The following is a 16,592-nucleotide window of genomic DNA, read 5'->3' as shown; positions in this document are numbered from 1 at the left end:
GTCGTCGTCGTGTCGCGCGTGCCCTGGTCCCCGTGCACCCCGGGTGTCGGGCCGACCCCGGAGCGCGGCCTCTAGTGTCGGGGACATGAGCGCCGAGCACGCGGGGCCGCTGCGCGTCGTCGCGGTCACCTACTCCCCGGGCGAGGCGCTCGAGGGGTTCGTCACCTCCCTGGCCGAGGCCACCACCCGGCCGGTCGAGGTCGTGCTCGCCGACAACGGCTCCACCGACGGCGTCCCCGAGGACGTCGCCGCGCGCCACCCGCAGGTGCGGCTGCTGCGCACCGGCGGCAACGTCGGCTACGGGGCGGCGGTCAACGCGGGCCTGGCCGGGGCGGCGGGCCGGTACGCCCTGGTCGCCAATCCCGACGTCCGCTTCGAGGCCGGCGCCGTCGACGAGCTGCTCGCCGTCGCCGCCCGCTGGCCGCGCGCGGCCACCGTGGGCCCGGCCATCCGCACCCCCGAGGGGGAGCTGTACCCGTCCGCGCGCGACCTGCCGCGGCTGTCGACCGGCGCCGGGCACGCGCTGCTCGGCTGGGCGTGGCCGGGCAACCCGTGGACGGCGCGCTACCGCCGCGAGCGGGAGGCGCCGCGGGAGCGCACGGCCGGCTGGCTGTCGGGCTCGTGCTTCCTCGTCGACCTCGAGGCGTTCCGCGCCGTCGGCGGCTTCGACCCCGGCTACTTCATGTACTTCGAGGACGTCGACCTCGCCGAGCGCCTCGGCCGCGCCGGCTACCTGCACGTCTACGCGCCGTCGGCGGTCGTCGTCCACGAGGGCGGGCACGCCACCCGCCGCGAGCCGCACCGCATGCAGCGGGTGCACCACACCAGCGCCCTGCGCTACCTGGCCGGGCAGTACCCGGGCCGCCGGAACGCCCCGCTGCGGGCGGCCCTGCGGGCCGGGCTCGGCGGCCGGATGCTGGTCAGCTACGTCAGCGGCCGGGTGGCCGCCGGGGCCCGGTTCCAGCGCCGGGCCGACGACGTCGGCCGCGCCGCGCGGCGGACCCGGACGCCGTAGACGCGCCGCCGGACGGGTGATCCCGGCCCGGAACCGGGCCTGATCCGGCCGTGGGCGTGCGAGCATCGGCGCCGAACACCGTCGCGAGGAAGTGGAGTCGATGAAGCGCGCGCTGATCACCGGGGTGACCGGACAGGACGGGCTGTACCTGTCCGAGCTCCTGCTCGACAAGGGGTACGAGGTCTACGGGCTCGTCCGGGGCCAGAACAACCCCAAGGTGGAGATCGCGCGGCAGATCCCCGGCCTGAAGCTGCTGTTCGGCGACCTCACCGACCTCTCCAGCCTGCTGCGCGCGGTGCAGACCGCGCAGCCCGACGAGGTCTACAACCTCGGCGCGATCTCCTTCGTCGCGTACTCGTGGGAGAACGCCCACCTGACCTCCGACGTCACCGGCAAGGGCGTGCTCAACATGCTCGAGGCCGTGCGGCTGTCCTGCGGTGACGACCCGGGCCGGATCCGCTTCTACCAGGCGTCGAGCTCGGAGATGTTCGGCAAGGTGCAGGAGGTCCCGCAGCGGGAGAGCACCCTGCTGTGGCCGCGCTCGCCCTACGGCGTCGCCAAGGTCTTCGGCCACTACATGACGATCAACTACCGCGAGTCCTACGGGATGCACGCGTCCTCCGGGATCCTGTTCAACCACGAGTCGCCGCGCCGCGGGCCGGAGTTCGTCACCCGCAAGGTCACCCGCGCCGTCGCCCGCATCTCCCTCGGCCTGCAGAAGGACCTGGAGCTCGGCAACCTCGACGCCCGCCGCGACTGGGGCTTCGCCGGCGACTACGTCGACGCCATGTGGCGGATGCTGCAGCAGGAGCAGGCCGACGACTACGTCGTCGCCACGGGGGAGACCCACTCCATCCGCGAGCTGCTCGACGTCGCCTTCGCGGCCGTCGGGATCGAGGACTGGGACCAGTACGTGAAGCTCAACCCCGCCTTCCTCCGCCCGGCGGAGGTCGACCTGCTCATCGGGGACGCCTCCAAGGCGAAGGAGCAGCTCGGCTGGGAGCCGAGGGTCGGGTTCGAGCAGCTGGTCCAGATGATGGTCGAGAACGACCTCGCGGAGCAGCGCGCGCTGGCCGGCTGACGTGGCGCTCGCACTGGTCACCGGGATCGGCGGCCAGGACGGGGGCTACCTCGCCGAGCAGCTCGTCGCGGCCGGGCACCGGGTCCACGGCACGGTCAGCGGGGGAGCGGGCGGTCCGCTGCCCGCCCACCTGGCCGCGCTCGGGGACGCCCTGACGGTCCACACCGCCGACCTGCGCGACCCCGGCGCGCTGCCGGGGCTGGTCGACGAGGTCGCGCCCGACTGGGTGTTCAACCTCGCCGGCGCGTCCAGCGTGGCGGCGAGCTGGGCCGATCCCGTCGGCACCCTCGACGTCAACGGCCGGGCGGTGCTCGCGCTGCTGGAGCACCTGCTCCGCCGGGCGGAGGAGGGCGCGGAGGTCCGGCTGGTGCAGGCCTCCAGCGGCGAGGTGTTCGCCGGCGCCACGGGCGGGCCGGTCACCGAGGCGTCCCCGGTCTCGCCGGTGAACCCCTACGGCGTCGCCAAGGCCGTCGCGCACCGGTCGGTGGGCATGTACCGGGAGCGCGGCCTGCACGCGAGCTCGCTGGTGCTGTTCAACCACGAGTCCCCGCGCCGGCCCGAGCGGTTCGTCACGCGCAAGATCACCCGCGGCGTCGCCGCGATCGCCGCGGGCCGGGCCGACCGGCTCGTGCTCGGCAACCTCGACGTCCGCCGCGACTGGGGCTGGGCGCCGGACTACACGGCCGCGATGCTGCTCGCCGCCGAGGCGCCCGAGGCCGGCGACTACGTCGTCGCGACCGGGGTGGCGCACAGCCTGCGCGACCTGGTGGCCGCCGCCTTCGCCGAGGTGGGCGTCGCCGACTGGGAGCCGCTGCTGGCCTCCGACCCCGGCCTGGTCCGCCCGGCCGACGCCGAGGTGCTGGTCGGCGACCCGTCCCGGCTGCGCGAGCGGCTCGGCTGGGCGCCCACGGTCGGCTTCGAGGAGATGGTGGCGACGATGGTCCGGACCGACCTGGCGGAGCTGTCCGCCGACGAGGGGGAGACGCGCCGGTGAGGCACGCGGTCATCATGGCCGGCGGCTCGGGCACGCGGCTGTGGCCGCTGTCGCGGGCGGCCCGGCCCAAGCAGCTGCTCGACGTCGTCGCCGAGCCCGGGGGAGGGGCGCACAGCCTGCTCGCCGAGGCGTTCGAGCGGCTGGAGGCGGTGCTGCCGGCCGAGCGGATCTGGGTGTGCACGGCGGCGCGCTACGGCGAGCAGGTGCGCGCCGCGCTGCCGCGGCTGCGCCCCGACCGGCTGGTCCTCGAGCCGGTCGCCCGCGACACCGCCAACGCCGTCGGGCTGGCCGCCGCGCTGGTGGCCGAGGCCGACCCCGACGCCGAGCTCGCCGTGGTCAGCGCCGACCACGTGATCCGCCCGGTCGAGCGCTTCGCCGCCACGCTGACCACCGCCTTCGACGCGCTGGCCGCGCGGCCGCGGGCGCTGGTCACCCTCGGCATCACGCCGACCGCCCCGGCCACCGGCTTCGGCTACGTCCGCCGCGGCCCGGCGACCGAGGTGCCCGGCGTCGCCGAGGCCGCCGCGTTCAAGGAGAAGCCCGACCGCGCCACCGCGGAGGGCTACCTGGCGTCGGGTGAGTACCTGTGGAACTCCGGCATGTTCGTCTGGCGGGCGCGCACCGTGCTCGACGCGCTCGCCGACCACCTGCCCGCCTCAGCCGAGGGGCTGGCCCGCGTGGTGGCCGCGCCGGCCGGCCCCGAGCGCGACGCCGTCCTCGCCGAGGTGTTCCCGACGCTGCCGAAGACCAGCGTCGACTACGCGGTGCTGGAGCCCGCGGCCACCGAGCCCGGCCGGGTGCTGGTGGCCGACCTGGACGTCGAGTGGCTCGACGTCGGCTCGTGGCCGGCCCTGGCGCAGACGCTGGCGGTCACCGGCGACAACGCCGTCTCCGGGCTCGCGGTCGCCCTCGACAGCGCGGGCAACATCGTGCTGAGCGACGAGCCCGACCACCTGGTCGCGCTGGTCGGCGTCCGCGACAGCGTCGTCGTGGCCACCCGCGACGTCACGATGGTCTGCCCGGTGTCCGACGCCGAGCGGGTCAAGCAGCTGCTCGCCGCCGTCGAGGAGCGCTTCGGTGGCCGCTTCAGCTGAGCGGTGACGCTGGGGATGTGCGGATGCGGCGCATTCCGCTGAGGGGATGCGCCGTCACCGCACATCACCGCGCCGGCACCGGCGCGCGTGTGCACTCGGCACGCAGAGCCCGGGCACCCGGTGCCGGGTCCGCGCCTCCGCGTGATGGGATGCCGGCATGCAGAGCTTCGACGTCGCAGCTGTCGTGTCCGGCGGGGCCTCGGGCCTCGGGGAGGCCACCACCCGCGCGCTCGCCGCGCGTGGCGCCGCGGTCACCATCGCCGACCTCAACGAGGAGCGCGGGCCCGCGCTGGCCGGCGAGCTGGGCGGTCACACGACGTTCGTGCGCACCGACGTCACCGACGAGGCCCAGGTCGCCGCGGCCGTCGCCGACGCCACCGGCAAGGACCGGCCGCTGCGGATCGCCGTCAACTGCGCCGGCATCGGCTGGGCGCAGCGCACCGTGGGCAAGGGCAACACCGCCCACGACCTCGAGCCGTTCCTCCGCACGGTCCAGGTGAACCTGGTCGGCACCTTCAACGTGCTGCGCCTGGCCGCCGCGGCGATGGCCGCCACCGAGCCGGAGGAGGACGGCGAGCGCGGCGTCGTCGTCAACACCGCCTCCATCGCGGCCTTCGACGGGCAGATCGGCCAGATCGCCTACGCCGCGTCCAAGGGCGGCATCGTCGGCATGACCCTCCCGGCGGCCCGCGACCTGGCCAGCGTCGGCGTGCGCGTGTGCACCATCGCCCCCGGGCTGGTCGACACCCCGCTGCTCGGCAGCCTGCCCGAGGAGGCGCGGACCGCGCTGGCGGCCGGCATCCCCTTCCCGAAGCGCCTGGGCCGCCCCGACGACTTCGCCCGGCTGGCGCTCGGCATCATCGAGCACGGCTACCTCAACGGCGAGACCATCCGGATGGACGGCGCCCTGCGCATGGCGCCCCGCTGACGGGGGCCGCTGCTCCTCTCCCTCTTCCCCGGAGAACCGCGTGACCACAGCACTGCCGGCCCCGACCCCGCCGGCGCACCACCCCGCACCGGCCCCGGCCGGCGCCGACTTCGCCGACTGCTGGCGGCCGGACTGGACCTTCGACCTCAGGGCCGTCCTCCGCCCGCACCAGCGCAGCGCGAGCGACCCCACCATGCGGTGGGACGGCGACGCCGTCTGGCGCACGACCACCACGCCCTGCGGGCCGGCGACCGTCCGGATCACGCACCGCGGCGGCGAGGTGCAGGTGCTGGCGTGGGGCCCGGGCGCGGAGTGGGCCGGGACGGCGGTGCCCGGGTGGCTCGGCGCGCAGGACGACCCGGCCGGCTTCGACCCGAGCGGCCACCCGCTGCTGCGCGAGATCGCGCGGCGCACGCCCGACCTGCCGCTGAGCCGCACCGGGCGCACCTGGGACGCCCTCGTCCCCGCGGTGCTGGAGCAGAAGGTCACCGTCATCGAGGCGCACCGGGTCTGGCGGGCGCTGCTGCGGCTGGCCGGCCAGCCCGCCCCGGGCCCCGCGCCGGAGGGCATGCGGGTGCTGTTCTCGCCGCGCCGGATGCTGGAGATCCCCGACTGGGAGTGGCACCGCGCCGGCCTCGACGGCGCCCGGCGGCGGGCGCTGCGGCACGTCGCCTCGGTAGCCCACGCCCTCGAGCCCGACGGCGGCTGCGACTCCCCGACGCTGCAGCGCCGGCTGCGCACCGTCCCCGGCATCGGCGTGTGGACGGCGGCCGAGGTCGTGCAGCGCACGCTCGGCTGCCCCGACACCGTCAGCTACGGCGACTACCACCTCAAGAACCTGGTGGGCTGGTCGCTGGCCGGCCGCAAGACCGACGACGACGGGATGATGGTGCTGCTCGAGCCGTGGCGCGGGCACCGCCAGCGGGTCGTCCGGCTGCTGCACCTGGGCGGCAGCATGCCGCCCCGCCGCGGGCCCCGGACGGCGCCGACGAACTACAAGCGGATCTAGCGGTCCTCGAGCAGGCCCAGCAGGTAGTCGCCGTAGCCGCTCTTGGCCAGCGGCTCGGCGGCGCGGCGCAGGCCGTCGTCGTCCAGCCAGCCCTGCCGCCAGGCGACCTCCTCGATGCAGCCGATCTTGAGGCCCTGCCGCTCCTCGACCACCGAGACGAACTCCGTCGCCTGACGCAACGAGGCGAAGGTCCCGGTGTCCAGCCAGGCCGTCCCGCGGTCCAGCACGGTCACCGTGAGCCGGCCCTCGCGCAGGTAGTGCTCGTTGACGGCGGTGATCTCCAGCTCGCCGCGGGCGCTGGGCCGGATCGAGCGGGCCACCTCGACCACCGACGACTCGTAGAAGTACAGGCCGGGCACCGCGTAGGAGCTCTTCGGCCGGGCGGGCTTCTCCTCGACGGAGAGCACGCGGCCCGACGGGTCGAACTCCACGACGCCGTAGTCGGCCGGGTTGGCCACGTGGTAGGCGAACACGTGCCCGCCGTCGGGCTCGGGGAGGCGCCCCAGCGCCGTCCCGAGGCCCGCGCCGTAGAAGATGTTGTCGCCGAGGACCAGCGCGACCGCCTCGTCCCCGACGAAGTCCGCGCCGATGAGGAACGCCTGCGCGAGGCCCTCGGGGCGCGCCTGCACCGCGTACTCGATCCGCATCCCGAGCCGGCCGCCGTCGCCGAGCAGGGCGCGGAACGCCGCCTGGTCGCCGGGGGTGGTGATCACCAGCACCTCGCGGACGCCGGCCATCATCAGCGTCGAGAGCGGGTAGTAGACCATCGGCTTGTCGTAGACGGGCATCAGCTGCTTGCTGACCGCCTGCGTGATCGGGAACAGGCGGCTGCCGGTGCCCCCGGCCAGGATGATCCCCCGCATGACGGCGGACGCTACCGAGAGCGGGCTGGTCAGGCGCGCGGGGAGCCCAGCCACAACCTCCCGACGAGGGAGGAGCCGCCCGGCGTGCCCACCGGCTCCCAGCGGGTCGACCAGCCCTCGGCGTGCAGCTGGACGACGACCGCGCCCACCAGCGCACCGAGGTTGAGCGCCGCCGTCGTGGTGGCGCGCTCGGTCAGGTGCACGTCGACGGCGCCGTCGCCCTCCCCGCCGTGCCGCAGCACCACCGGGAACTCCGGCAGCGCGGCGCTGGCCACCCGGAACGCCTCGGCCACCGCCTCGCGGTCGCCGGGCCGCGGCACCAGGTCGGCGGCCGCCCGGCGGGTGGCCACCAGGTCGCGGCTCCCGTAGGGGAACAGGTCGCCGGGACCGAGCCGGACCAGCGGCCGGGTGCCGGCGTCGTCGGCGGGCCGCGCGAACGGCAGCCCCCGGACGACGGCGACCGGCACCCCGCCGAGCTTGCCCTTCACCAGGTCGGCGGCCGAGGCGAGCTCGTCGACGACGGCGACCTGCGTGGTCTCCAGCCGGTTGCCGTGCGCGTCGACGTCGCCGCGGTGGTCGGTCAGCGCGGCGATCCCGGCCGACCCCACCGCGACGTCGGTGAGCCCCTCCCGCCAGGTGCGGCCGAAGGTGTCACTGACGACCACCGCCACGTCGACGCCGAGCAGCTCCCGCAGTCGGGCGCGCAGGCCGCGGGCGGAGGCGTCGGCGTCCTCGGGGAGCAGGACGAGGGAGTCGCCGGGCACGTTCGAGGCGTCGATGCCGGCCGCGGCCACCACCCAGCCGTGCCGGGTCTCCACGATCTTCAGCGGCCCGCGCCGGGCCACCACCCGCACGGTCTCCTCGTCGATGGCCCGCTGGCGCACCGCCTCGCGGTCGGCGCCCGGGGGCACCGGCACCACCCGGCCCTCGACCTTCGACACGACCTTCGACGTCACGACGACGACGTCGCCGTCGGCCAGCCACGGCGCGGCGGCGGCCACGGCGCCGGCCAGGTCGTCACCGGCGGTGAACTCGGGCAGCCCCGGGACCGGATGGACGGAGATGCCGACCGTCGGCCCCTCCGCAGGGACCCGTCGCGAGCTCGCCGGCGGCCGTGGACGGAGGGGTCCCTCGTCAGACACCCGCGGCGTCCAGGGCGGCGCGGGCCATGGCGGCGGTGGTCTCCGGGGAGTCCATGAGCAGCGGGACGGCGCGCACGTCGACGCCGGGCACCTCGGCGCGGTCGCCGGTGTGCACCAGCCAGGCGTCGAGCAGGCCGCCGTCGGAGCGGGCGCCGTAGTGCCGGCCCACGCCCTCGGCGCTGACCTCGACGCCGACCACCGGCAGGCACCGGTCGGCCATCCCGCGCACCACGGCGCCGCCGACGATCGGGGACAGGCCGACGATCCGGCCCGGGGTGGCCAGCAGGGCCTCGCGCAGGCCGGGCACGCCGAGGATCGTGCCGATCGAGACCACCGGGTTCGACGGCGCCAGGAGGACGGCGTCGGCGCGGGCCAGGGCCTCGGCCACGCCCGGCGCCGGGCGCGCGCGCTCGGCGCCGACCTGCACGAACGCGTGCGCGTCGAGCTGCGCGCGGTGGCGCACCCACCACTCCTGGAAGTGGATGGCGCCGCGGCGGCCGGTGGCGGGGTCGTCGACGACGACGTGCGTCTCGACGCGCTGGTCGCTCATCGGCAGCACCGTGACGCCCGGCTCCCAGCGGGTGGCCAGCGCGGCGGTGACGTCGGAGAGGGGGTAGCCGGCGTCGAGCATCCGGGTGCGCACGAGGTGGGTGGCGAGGTCGCGGTCGCCGAGGCCGAACCAGGTGGGCTCGGCGCCGTAGGCGGCCAGCTCCTCCTTGACCGTCCACGTCTCGCCGGTGCGGCCCCAGCCACGCTCCGGGTCGATGCCACCGCCCAGCGTGTAGACCACGCTGTCGAGGTCGGGGCAGATCCGCAGGCCGTGCATCGTCACGTCGTCGCCGGTGTTGACCACCGCGGTGACCGACCCCGGTGGTGCCACGTCCCGCAGTCCGGTGAGGAAACGGGCTCCTCCGACACCTCCGGCGAGGACGACGATCTCCACGAAAGTCATCGTGCCCCATGGGCACTTGTCCACTGTTCGACGGGCGTGTTGCGTAGGTGCACGAGAACTGACGAACGATCCGTGACGCGTGGGACGGGTGTGGTCAACCGCTTACACCGGGCGATGTTGACGCTCGGGCAACGACACGCGTGTAATTCCGGCGGTGTGAGGCGCAGGGAGCGCCGGGAGGAACCCGGTGACCCGCGCTCCGGACGACAGCGAGAGGGGACGCATCGTCATGGCAGAGGTCTCGTGGCTGAGTGACTACGTCAGCGGAGCCGAGCGGCCCGGCCGGGGTGCCGGCGCCGCCGACCAGGGTCTGATGGGCATGCTCGGCATGGGCCTGACCGACGACATCGCGTCCTGGCAGGAGCGCGCGCTGTGCGCCGAGACCGACCCGGAGGCGTTCTTCCCCGAGAAGGGCGGCTCCACTCGCGAGGCGAAGAAGATCTGCACCGGCTGCGAGGTCAAGGCCGAGTGCCTCGAGTACGCGCTGGCCAACGACGAGCGGTTCGGCATCTGGGGCGGGCTCTCCGAGCGGGAGCGCCGCCGTCTGCGCCGTCGCGCCATCTGACGAAGGACCTCCCTGCCCCCGCTCGCGAGCTCGCGGCGGGCCCCTGCAGGGAGGCCGTTCCAGCCCCTCACCGGCCCCCGGCGGCACCGCCGCCGGGGGCTGCGGCGTCCCTGTGGTCGGATGAGCGGGTGGGGGACGCGCACACCGGGGTCGCACGCGGCCGGGCGGAGGTCGTGCGCGAGCTGCACGCCGCCGTGCCGCTGGCCCGCGACCTCCGGGCGCCGCTGACCGCCTCGGCGCCCTGGCTCACCACCGTCCTGTCGGTGCAGTCGGCGCACCGCCGGCCCCGGCTGACGCCCGTGGCGGTGGTCGCCGGGCCGCGCGGGTCCGGCGGCCCCGACGGGCTGGCGCTGCTGGCGCTGGCGACCGCGGGCCCCGTGGTCACCGCGACGCTCCTCGGCGACGGGCTGCCCGTGCCCGGCGGCCGCCCCGCCGCCCGGCTGCTGGCCCGCGACGACGACGCCGCCGACCGGCTCGCCGCCGGGATGCTCGGCGTGCTCACGGCGCTGCGCCGGCCCTGGCGGATGCGCCTGACCGGGCTGCCGCTCGGCGACCCGACCGTGCGCGCGCTGGTGCGGCGGCGGCCCGACGCCGTGGTGGCCAGCGCCCGCAGTGCGCGCCTGGTCGACGACCTCGACGCCCTGCCCGCCGATGCCCTGCCCGCCGGCGGTCTCGTCCGCAGCCGGGACGCCCGCGACCTCGACGCCGCCCTGCCCGGACTGCTCGCCGGGGTCCGCGACCGCCGCACCACCGACCTGGTCCGCGCCGCCGCCCGGCTGCACGCCGCGGCCGGCCGGCTCGAGGTGGCCACCGTCCGCGACGGCGGCCGGCTGTGCGCCGGGCTGCTCACCCTCCTCGACGGCGGCGACCGGCTGCCCTGGTGGGGACGCTCCGAGGTCGGCGGGCTGCGCGAGGAGCGGGGCGCGCCGCTGGTCGGCGTGTCGCTCTCCGGCCGCGGCAGCGTCGTCCGGGCGGTCGTGGACCGGGTGGTCCCGCTGCTGCCCGGGGGCTCTCCACCCCCCCCGGCCCCTCAGCCGGCCGGCCGGAACCGGCTGAGCAGCGGGTCGGGCAGCGAGTCCGCCCGCTCGGTGCCGAGGAACAGCGTGCCCTCCGCCGGCGCCTCGCCGTCGCGCGGCGGCCCCGCCGGGGCGACGGTGACGCTCAGGTCGTAGACCCGCCCGGTGTAGGCGGGCGGGGTCCCGGTGGGCCGCGTGTAGGTGGGGAAGCGGCCGGTCAGCCGGAGGGCGTCGCCGTCGCGGGTGACCCCGAGCGCCGGCGTCGGCAGGTCGGCGTACTCGACGCCGGTGGCCGCGCAGCCGGCGGCGGCCGGGTCCTCCGGCGCCGTGCTCCCGAGGCAGTTCCAGGTGACCAGCCGCAGGTGCGCCAGCGCCGCGCCGCCCTCGCCCGCGGTGACGCTGACGGCCGGGTAGCCGACGCTCACGCCGACCGCGCGCCGCTCGAGCACCAGGCCGCCGAGGGCCAGCCGGGCGCTGACGCCGCCGTCGCCGAGGGGCACCGACCGCGCGGCGAGCAGGCCCGCGCCGCGCTCGCCGGGCAGCGGGTCGGCCGGCGGGAGCGGCAGGTCCGGCGCGGCCGGGGCGGGCGCCGGCGGCGGGGGAGCGGCCGTCGCGACCGGCGGGGGAGCGGCCGCGGGGCTGGGGTCCTCGCGGGCGGCCAGGGCCACGCCGGCCAGGACGGCGACCAGCGCCAGCGCCGCCGCGGCCAGCGCGGCCACCGCGCGGCCCGCGTCGCCGTCGTCGTCCGGCCCGGCGAGCGGCGGCTCGGGCGGCGCGGCCACCGGCGGCCGGGGCGTCCCGGGCGGCGCCTCGTGGAAGGCGGGGAGGTCGTCCTGCGCCCAGCGGGAGGCCGGGGCGGGCGCGGGCGCGGCCGTGCGCTGGGCCGGGCGGCCCGCCGGCCGGGTGCGCGCCAGGAGCACCGCGGCGGCGGCCAGCCCCGCCAGCGCCAGGCCCAGCACCAGCCAGGCGGCGACCGGCGCGGTGGACTCCATCCCGCAGAGCATCGCAGGGCGCCGCGGCCGGATCAGCCATCGCGGCCGGGCGGGGCGCCTGACACGATCCCGCTGTGGCAGACAACGGATCGACGTCGTCCGGTGTCCGCGACCGCGTGACCTCGCTGCTCGCCGAGCTGGGGGTGACCCAGCCCGTGACCGCGGTCGCCGACCTCAGCGCCCGCCTGGGCGTGGTGCAGGGGGTGCTCGCCGACCGCGTCCTCGACCTCGCCGTCACCGAGAGCGGCCGCCGCCGGCTGCGGGCGGAGCTGCGCGGCCGGCGCTGGGCCGAGGAGCGGCAGGTCGGCGTCCCCGAGGTGCTCGCCGCCGCCGACGACGGCCGCTGGCTGCTGTCCCGCCGCGTGCACCCCGGCGTCTCCGGCGGCCAGCGGTGGACGGCCGCGGCGGTGGAGACCGCCGTCCGCATCGCGCCGCTGCCCGTCCCGCCGGGGCAGCCGTGGTCCCCGCCCGCGGGGCCGGCGCTGCGCCGGGCGCGCGCCACCGTCGGCGACACCGGCCGGCTGCTGCGCGGCGGCCTGCGGATGGGGGAGCTGCGGGCGGTCCGCGCGGCCGCGGCGCAGCTGCCGCTGTCGGAGGTCGGGCACGGCGACTACCGCGCCGCGAACGTCGTCCTCGACGCCGACGGCGCCGACGAGGGGGACCGGGTCGTCGTCCTCGAGTGGTCGGGCGTGCGCGCGGCCCCGCGGCACCGCGACCTGCTCACCCTGTGGGCGACCACTCCCGACGCGCAGGACCGCGCGCAGGTCGGCGAGGTGGTGCTCTCGCGCACCGCCGGCTGGGAGGAGCCCGACGTCGGCCTGCTGTGGCACGCCGTCGCGCTGGAGCAGCTGGTCGCGCGGCTCACCCGCGCCGACCGCGGCGACGGGCTCGACGCCGCCTTCGCCCGCGCCCGCCTCGACGAGGCGCGCGGGATGGCCGAGGAGCTGGGCAGCCCGGTCGAGCGCTGACCGCCGGGGCCTCAGCCGGTGGGGTCGATCTCCTCGGGGTCGCGGCCCAGCAGCACCGCCACCTGGTCGACGACGACGTCGCGGACGAGGTCGGCCAGGTCGTCGCGGTCGTGCGCCCGGATCTCCAGCGGACGCCGGTAGACGACGATCCGCGGCGGGACCTCCCGGCCGTCCTCGCGGTGCGCCGGCAGCACCCGGGCCAGCGGCACCGTCCCGTCGTCGAGGACGTCGGGGTCGAGCACCACCTCGTCGGGGCTGGTGTGGTCGACCCACGGCACGTCCTCGACGGCGAACTCGACGCCGGCGAGCTCGCGCTCCCAGCGGCGCTCGATGTCCTCGACCGCGTCGAGCACCAGGTCGTCGAACTGCTCGGCGCGGCTGCGCGAGAGCGGGACCTCCTCGGGCACGAGGCGCCCGCGCAGGCCGCGGCCGTGGCGGTCGCGGCGGGAGCGGGATCGGCCGGGGGAGGGTCGCGGGGCGGGTCGGCTCATGGCGCGCCGAGCGTACGGCGCGCCCGCGGGGGCGGGCAGCGCGCGCGGGACACGGCGCGCGGGACACGGCGCGCGGGACACGGCGCGCGGGACACGGCGCGCAGGACACGGCGCGCAGGACACGGCGCGCAGGACACGGCGCGGGACGTCGTGCCCCGGGACCACCCGCCGCGGGCCTGCGCGGACCCGGTCCCGGGGCGCGCGGGGACGTCGGGTTGGATGGGAGAGGTGGTGCGCCGGGCCGGTGCGCCTGCTCGCCGGACCCCGCGGGCGCGGCTACTGTGCCTCGCGTGAGGAACCGGTGGTGAGGCAGTCACGTCGCTGCTCGCGCAGCGGCTGCGCGCAACCGGCGGCGGCGACCCTGACCTACGTGTACGCCGAGTCGACCGCCGTCGTGGGTCCGCTGGCGACGTACTCGGAGCCGCACAGCTACGACCTCTGCGAGTTCCACGCCGAGCGGCTGACCGTGCCGCGCGGCTGGGAGGTCGTCCGGCACGAGATCGACGTCGAGGACTCCGGCCCGACCGGCGACGACCTGCTCGCGCTGGCCGACGCGGTCCGCGAGGCCGCCCGTCCCGAGCCCCCGCGCAACCCGGCCGACGACGGCCGCGGCACCCGGCGCGGACACCTCCGGGTGCTCCCCGACCTCGACTAGGCGCGTTCGCCCGGGGCTCCGGATAGGGTCGTCCGGCACCGGGGTCGGCCCGGGGCGAGGCCGGCGCGAGGGTGGGCTGTGGCGGATCTGTCGTCGATCATCAAGGCCTACGACGTCCGGGGCGTGGTCCCGGACGAGTGGGACGAGGACGTGGCGCGGCGCATCGGCGCCGCCTTCGCCGAGTTCGTGGTCACCGAGAGCGGTGCCACGACCGTCGTCACCGCGCACGACATGCGCCCCTCGTCGGTGCCGCTGTCGCGCGCCTTCGCCGAGGGCGTCCTGTCCCGCGGCGTCGACGTCGTCGAGGCGGGCCTCGGCTCCACCGACCTGCTCTACTTCGCCGCCGGCTCGCTCGACGTGCCCGGCGCGATGTTCACCGCCAGCCACAACCCGGCGCAGTACAACGGCATCAAGCTCTGCCGCGCCGGCGCCGCCCCCGTGGGGCAGGAGTCCGGGCTGGCCACCATCCGCGAGTGGGCCGAGGTCGACTCCTACGACCGCGACCCCGGCCGCACCGGCGGGGTCACCCAGCGCGACCTGCTGGCCGAGTACGCGGCCCACCTGAACCGCCTGGTCGACCTGTCGGCCGTCCGGCGGCTGCGGGTCGTCGTCGACGCAGGGAACGGCATGGGCGGGCACACCGTCCCGGTCGTGCTCGACGGGCTGCCGCTCGACGTCGTCCCGCTGTACTTCGAGCTCGACGGCACCTTCCCCAACCACGAGGCCAACCCGCTGGACCCGGCCAACCTGGTCGACCTGCAGGCGGCCGTCGTCCGCGAGGGCGCCGACATCGGGCTGGCCTTCGACGGCGACGCCGACCGCGTGTTCGTCGTCGACGAGCGCGGCGAGCCGGTGAGCCCCTCGGCGGTGACCGCGCTGGTCGCCGTCCGGGAGCTGGCCAAGGGCCACGGGACGACGGTGATCCACAACCTGATCACCTCGCGCGCGGTGCCCGAGATCGTGCGCGAGCACGGCGGGCAGCCGGTGCGCACCCGCGTCGGCCACTCGTTCATCAAGGCCGAGATGGCCCGCACCGACGCCGTGTTCGGCGGCGAGCACTCCGCGCACTACTACTTCCGCGACTTCTGGCGCGCCGACACCGGCATGCTCGCCGCGATGCACGTGCTGGCCGCCCTCGGAGAGCAGTCCCGGCCGCTGTCGGAGCTCACCGCCGCCTACAGCCGGTACGCCGCCTCCGGGGAGATCAACTCCCGGGTCGACGACGCCGCCGGGCGCACCGCGGCGGTCCGCGAGGCGTTCGAGGCCGAGGGCGCGACCTTCGACGAGCTCGACGGGCTCACCGTCGACCTGCCCGACGGCTCGTGGTTCAACCTGCGGGCGAGCAACACCGAGCCGCTGCTACGGCTGAACGTGGAGGCGCCCGACGCGGCGCGGATGGCAGAGCTCCGGGACCGGGTGCTCGGGATGGTGCGCGCATGACGCAGGGGACGACCCAGGGGCCGCTCGGCCTGGACCCGGTGCTGCTGGAGATCCTCGCCTGCCCCGACACCCACCACGCGCCGCTCACCGTCGACGAGGCGGCGGGCGAGCTGCTGTGCACCGAGTGCGACCGGGCCTTCCCCGTGCGCGACGGGATCCCGGTCCTGCTGCTCGACGAGGCGCGCCACCGCGGGGGGAGCGGGGGAGCATGACCTCGCCGGAGCTGGCCGAGGAGGTCCTCGACGACCTCGACGTGCTGCGCGCCCGCGACCCGCGCGGGCTGCTGCCGGCCGTGGCCGGCGCCGGCGCGCAGGTGCGGGAGACCTCCCGGCTGGTCGACGAGGCGGGCCTCGGGCGGGTCGTCGGCGGCGGCCGTCCCCGCGGGCTGGTGGTCGTCGCCCGGCGCGAGGGCGCGGTCGCGGCGTCGGTGCTGCGCGCGCTGCTCGGCCCGGCGAGCCCGGTCACCGTCGACGTCGTCCCCGGCCCGGACCTGCCGGTGTGGACCGGCCCGGCCGACATCGCCGTCGTCGCCACCCGCACCGGCGCCGGCCGGTACGCGGTGACCCCGGCCTACGAGGCCGCGCGCCGCGGCGTGACGCTGCTCGGCATCGGCGCCGAGGACGCGCCGCTGCGGGCCGCCTGCTCGACGGCGCGGATGCCCTACGTCCCGCTGCCGGGTACGCGGGTCCGGCACACGACGCTGTGGTCGCTGCTCACGCCGATGCTGCGGCTGGCCACCGAGCTGGAGCTGGTCCGGCCCGAGGTGGCCGACCCCGAGGCGATCGCCGCCGCGCTCGACGAGGTCGCCGTGGAGTGCGGCCCGGCGCAGGAGTCCTTCGTCAACCCGGCGAAGACCCTCGCCCTCGAGCTGCTCGACGCCCTGCCGGTCATCGCCGCCGAGGGTCCGATGGCCGACACCGCCGCCACGCGCTTCGCCGACCAGCTGGCCACCCTCGCGGGCCTGCCGACCAGCGGGTTCCGGCTGCCCGACCAGCGGGTGGCGGCCTGCGCGGTGCTCGGCGGGCCGCTGGCCACCCCCGACGCCGACGACTTCTTCCGCGACCGCGCCGAGGACACCGGCCGGCGGCTGCGGCTGCTCACCATCCGCGACACCGACGCCGCCTCGCACGACGGCGCGGGGGAGCGGGAGCCGCGCTCGGCGCCGGAGGCCCTGGCCGAGGTGCTGCGCACCGCCGCAGCGAACAACGTGCCGGTGAGCGGGCTGGCCGAGCACGGCGAGCCGGAGCGCTGGGGCCGGCTGCCGCGGCTCGCCCGCCAGCTCGCCGTCGCCGACTTCGCCGCCGTCTACCTGGCGCTGGCGCTGGACCAGGAGCGCGCGCAGCGCCGGTGACGTCCACCGGCCCGTGTCCCCGGCGCCCGGCCGGGG

General features: G+C 77.0%; 17 protein-coding genes. 13 read left to right on the top strand and 4 right to left on the bottom strand.

Going from position 1 to position 16,592, the window contains the following annotated elements; all coding sequences use genetic code 11:
• Positions 1–85 precede the first annotated feature (85 nt).
• The 6 genes from WA616_RS05075 to WA616_RS05050 all read left to right on the top strand — a co-directional run bounded on the left by WA616_RS05075 (position 86) and on the right by WA616_RS05050 (position 6,121).
• On the top strand, positions 86–1,015 hold the full coding sequence (locus tag WA616_RS05075; protein ID WP_073421545.1) for a glycosyltransferase family 2 protein: 930 nt from the start codon (positions 86–88) through the stop codon (positions 1,013–1,015).
• Between the two features lie 100 nt (positions 1,016–1,115).
• On the top strand, positions 1,116–2,096 hold the full coding sequence (gene gmd / locus WA616_RS05070; RefSeq protein WP_073421975.1) for a GDP-mannose 4,6-dehydratase: 981 nt from the start codon (positions 1,116–1,118) through the stop codon (positions 2,094–2,096).
• A 1-nt stretch (position 2,097) separates the two neighbouring features.
• Positions 2,098–3,090, top strand: a complete 993-nt coding sequence (locus tag WA616_RS05065; RefSeq protein WP_336027871.1) for a GDP-mannose 4,6-dehydratase — start codon at positions 2,098–2,100, stop codon at positions 3,088–3,090.
• Positions 3,087–4,184 (top strand): mannose-1-phosphate guanylyltransferase, encoded by a 1,098-nt coding sequence (locus tag WA616_RS05060; protein ID WP_336027870.1) that lies wholly within the window; start codon positions 3,087–3,089, stop codon positions 4,182–4,184. Before WA616_RS05065 ends, WA616_RS05060 begins: the two co-directional genes overlap by 4 nt.
• 157 nt (positions 4,185–4,341) lie before the next feature.
• On the top strand, positions 4,342–5,112 hold the full coding sequence (locus WA616_RS05055; RefSeq protein ID WP_336027869.1) for an SDR family NAD(P)-dependent oxidoreductase: 771 nt from the start codon (positions 4,342–4,344) through the stop codon (positions 5,110–5,112).
• A gap of 40 nt (positions 5,113–5,152) precedes the next feature.
• Positions 5,153–6,121 (top strand): DNA-3-methyladenine glycosylase family protein, encoded by a 969-nt coding sequence (locus WA616_RS05050; protein ID WP_336027867.1) that lies wholly within the window; start codon positions 5,153–5,155, stop codon positions 6,119–6,121.
• Here WA616_RS05050 and rfbA read toward each other — a convergent pair.
• From rfbA to cofD, 3 genes are read right to left on the bottom strand one after another with little or no spacing between them, the layout of a single operon-like run.
• The gene (rfbA, locus tag WA616_RS05045; RefSeq protein ID WP_336027865.1) at positions 6,118–6,984 is read right to left on the bottom strand and encodes a glucose-1-phosphate thymidylyltransferase RfbA; all 867 of its coding nucleotides are present in this window, start codon (positions 6,982–6,984) and stop codon (positions 6,118–6,120) included. The genes WA616_RS05050 and rfbA overlap by 4 nt on opposite strands.
• Before the next feature lie 29 nt (positions 6,985–7,013).
• Entirely contained in the window at positions 7,014–8,126 is a 1,113-nt protein-coding gene (locus tag WA616_RS05040) for a coenzyme F420-0:L-glutamate ligase (RefSeq protein ID WP_442901971.1), read from the bottom strand.
• Positions 8,119–9,078: a 2-phospho-L-lactate transferase gene (gene cofD / locus WA616_RS05035; RefSeq protein ID WP_336027862.1), complete on the bottom strand. Its 960-nt coding sequence runs from the start codon at positions 9,076–9,078 to the stop codon at positions 8,119–8,121. Before cofD ends, WA616_RS05040 begins: the two co-directional genes overlap by 8 nt.
• A 313-nt stretch (positions 9,079–9,391) precedes the next feature.
• Between cofD and WA616_RS05030 the strand changes: the two genes are divergently transcribed.
• The 3 genes from WA616_RS05030 to WA616_RS05020 all read left to right on the top strand — a co-directional run bounded on the left by WA616_RS05030 (position 9,392) and on the right by WA616_RS05020 (position 12,619).
• A complete protein-coding gene (locus WA616_RS05030; RefSeq protein WP_175562932.1) occupies positions 9,392–9,643 on the top strand; it encodes a WhiB family transcriptional regulator in 252 nt (83 codons plus the stop codon).
• Between the two features lie 128 nt (positions 9,644–9,771).
• Positions 9,772–10,815 carry a GNAT family N-acetyltransferase gene (locus WA616_RS05025; RefSeq protein ID WP_336027860.1) on the top strand — a complete coding sequence of 348 codons (1,044 nt, stop codon included), beginning with the start codon at positions 9,772–9,774 and terminating at the stop codon, positions 10,813–10,815.
• A 910-nt stretch (positions 10,816–11,725) separates the two neighbouring features.
• A complete protein-coding gene (locus WA616_RS05020) occupies positions 11,726–12,619 on the top strand; it encodes a hypothetical protein (protein ID WP_336027858.1) in 894 nt (297 codons plus the stop codon).
• An 11-nt stretch (positions 12,620–12,630) separates the two neighbouring features.
• Here the strand turns inward: WA616_RS05020 and WA616_RS05015 are convergent, their stop codons facing one another.
• Positions 12,631–13,110, bottom strand: a complete 480-nt coding sequence (locus tag WA616_RS05015) for a metallopeptidase family protein (RefSeq protein WP_073421555.1) — start codon at positions 13,108–13,110, stop codon at positions 12,631–12,633.
• A 244-nt stretch (positions 13,111–13,354) separates the two neighbouring features.
• On the opposite strand from WA616_RS05015, the gene WA616_RS05010 reads away from it, so the two are divergent.
• The 4 genes from WA616_RS05010 (at position 13,355) to WA616_RS04995 (ending at position 16,556) form a co-directional block, all read left to right on the top strand.
• Positions 13,355–13,765, top strand: a complete 411-nt coding sequence (locus WA616_RS05010; protein ID WP_336027857.1) for a DUF3499 domain-containing protein — start codon at positions 13,355–13,357, stop codon at positions 13,763–13,765.
• 78 nt (positions 13,766–13,843) lie between these two features.
• The gene (locus WA616_RS05005; protein ID WP_073421557.1) at positions 13,844–15,205 is read left to right on the top strand and encodes a phosphomannomutase/phosphoglucomutase; all 1,362 of its coding nucleotides are present in this window, start codon (positions 13,844–13,846) and stop codon (positions 15,203–15,205) included.
• Complete coding sequence (locus tag WA616_RS05000) at positions 15,202–15,417, top strand: Trm112 family protein (protein ID WP_336027854.1); 216 nt, start codon at positions 15,202–15,204, stop codon at positions 15,415–15,417. Before WA616_RS05005 ends, WA616_RS05000 begins: the two co-directional genes overlap by 4 nt.
• Positions 15,414–16,556, top strand: coding sequence for an SIS domain-containing protein (locus tag WA616_RS04995; protein WP_336027851.1), 1,143 nt, complete (start codon positions 15,414–15,416; stop codon positions 16,554–16,556). The genes WA616_RS05000 and WA616_RS04995 overlap by 4 nt, the downstream gene beginning before the upstream one ends.
• Positions 16,557–16,592: the final 36 nt, after the last annotated feature.

The sequence above is a fragment of the Geodermatophilus sp. FMUSA9-8 genome, assembly GCF_037034165.1.
Lineage (GTDB): Bacteria > Actinomycetota > Actinomycetes > Mycobacteriales > Geodermatophilaceae > Geodermatophilus > Geodermatophilus nigrescens.
This window is presented reverse-complemented; position numbering and strand designations above follow the sequence as displayed.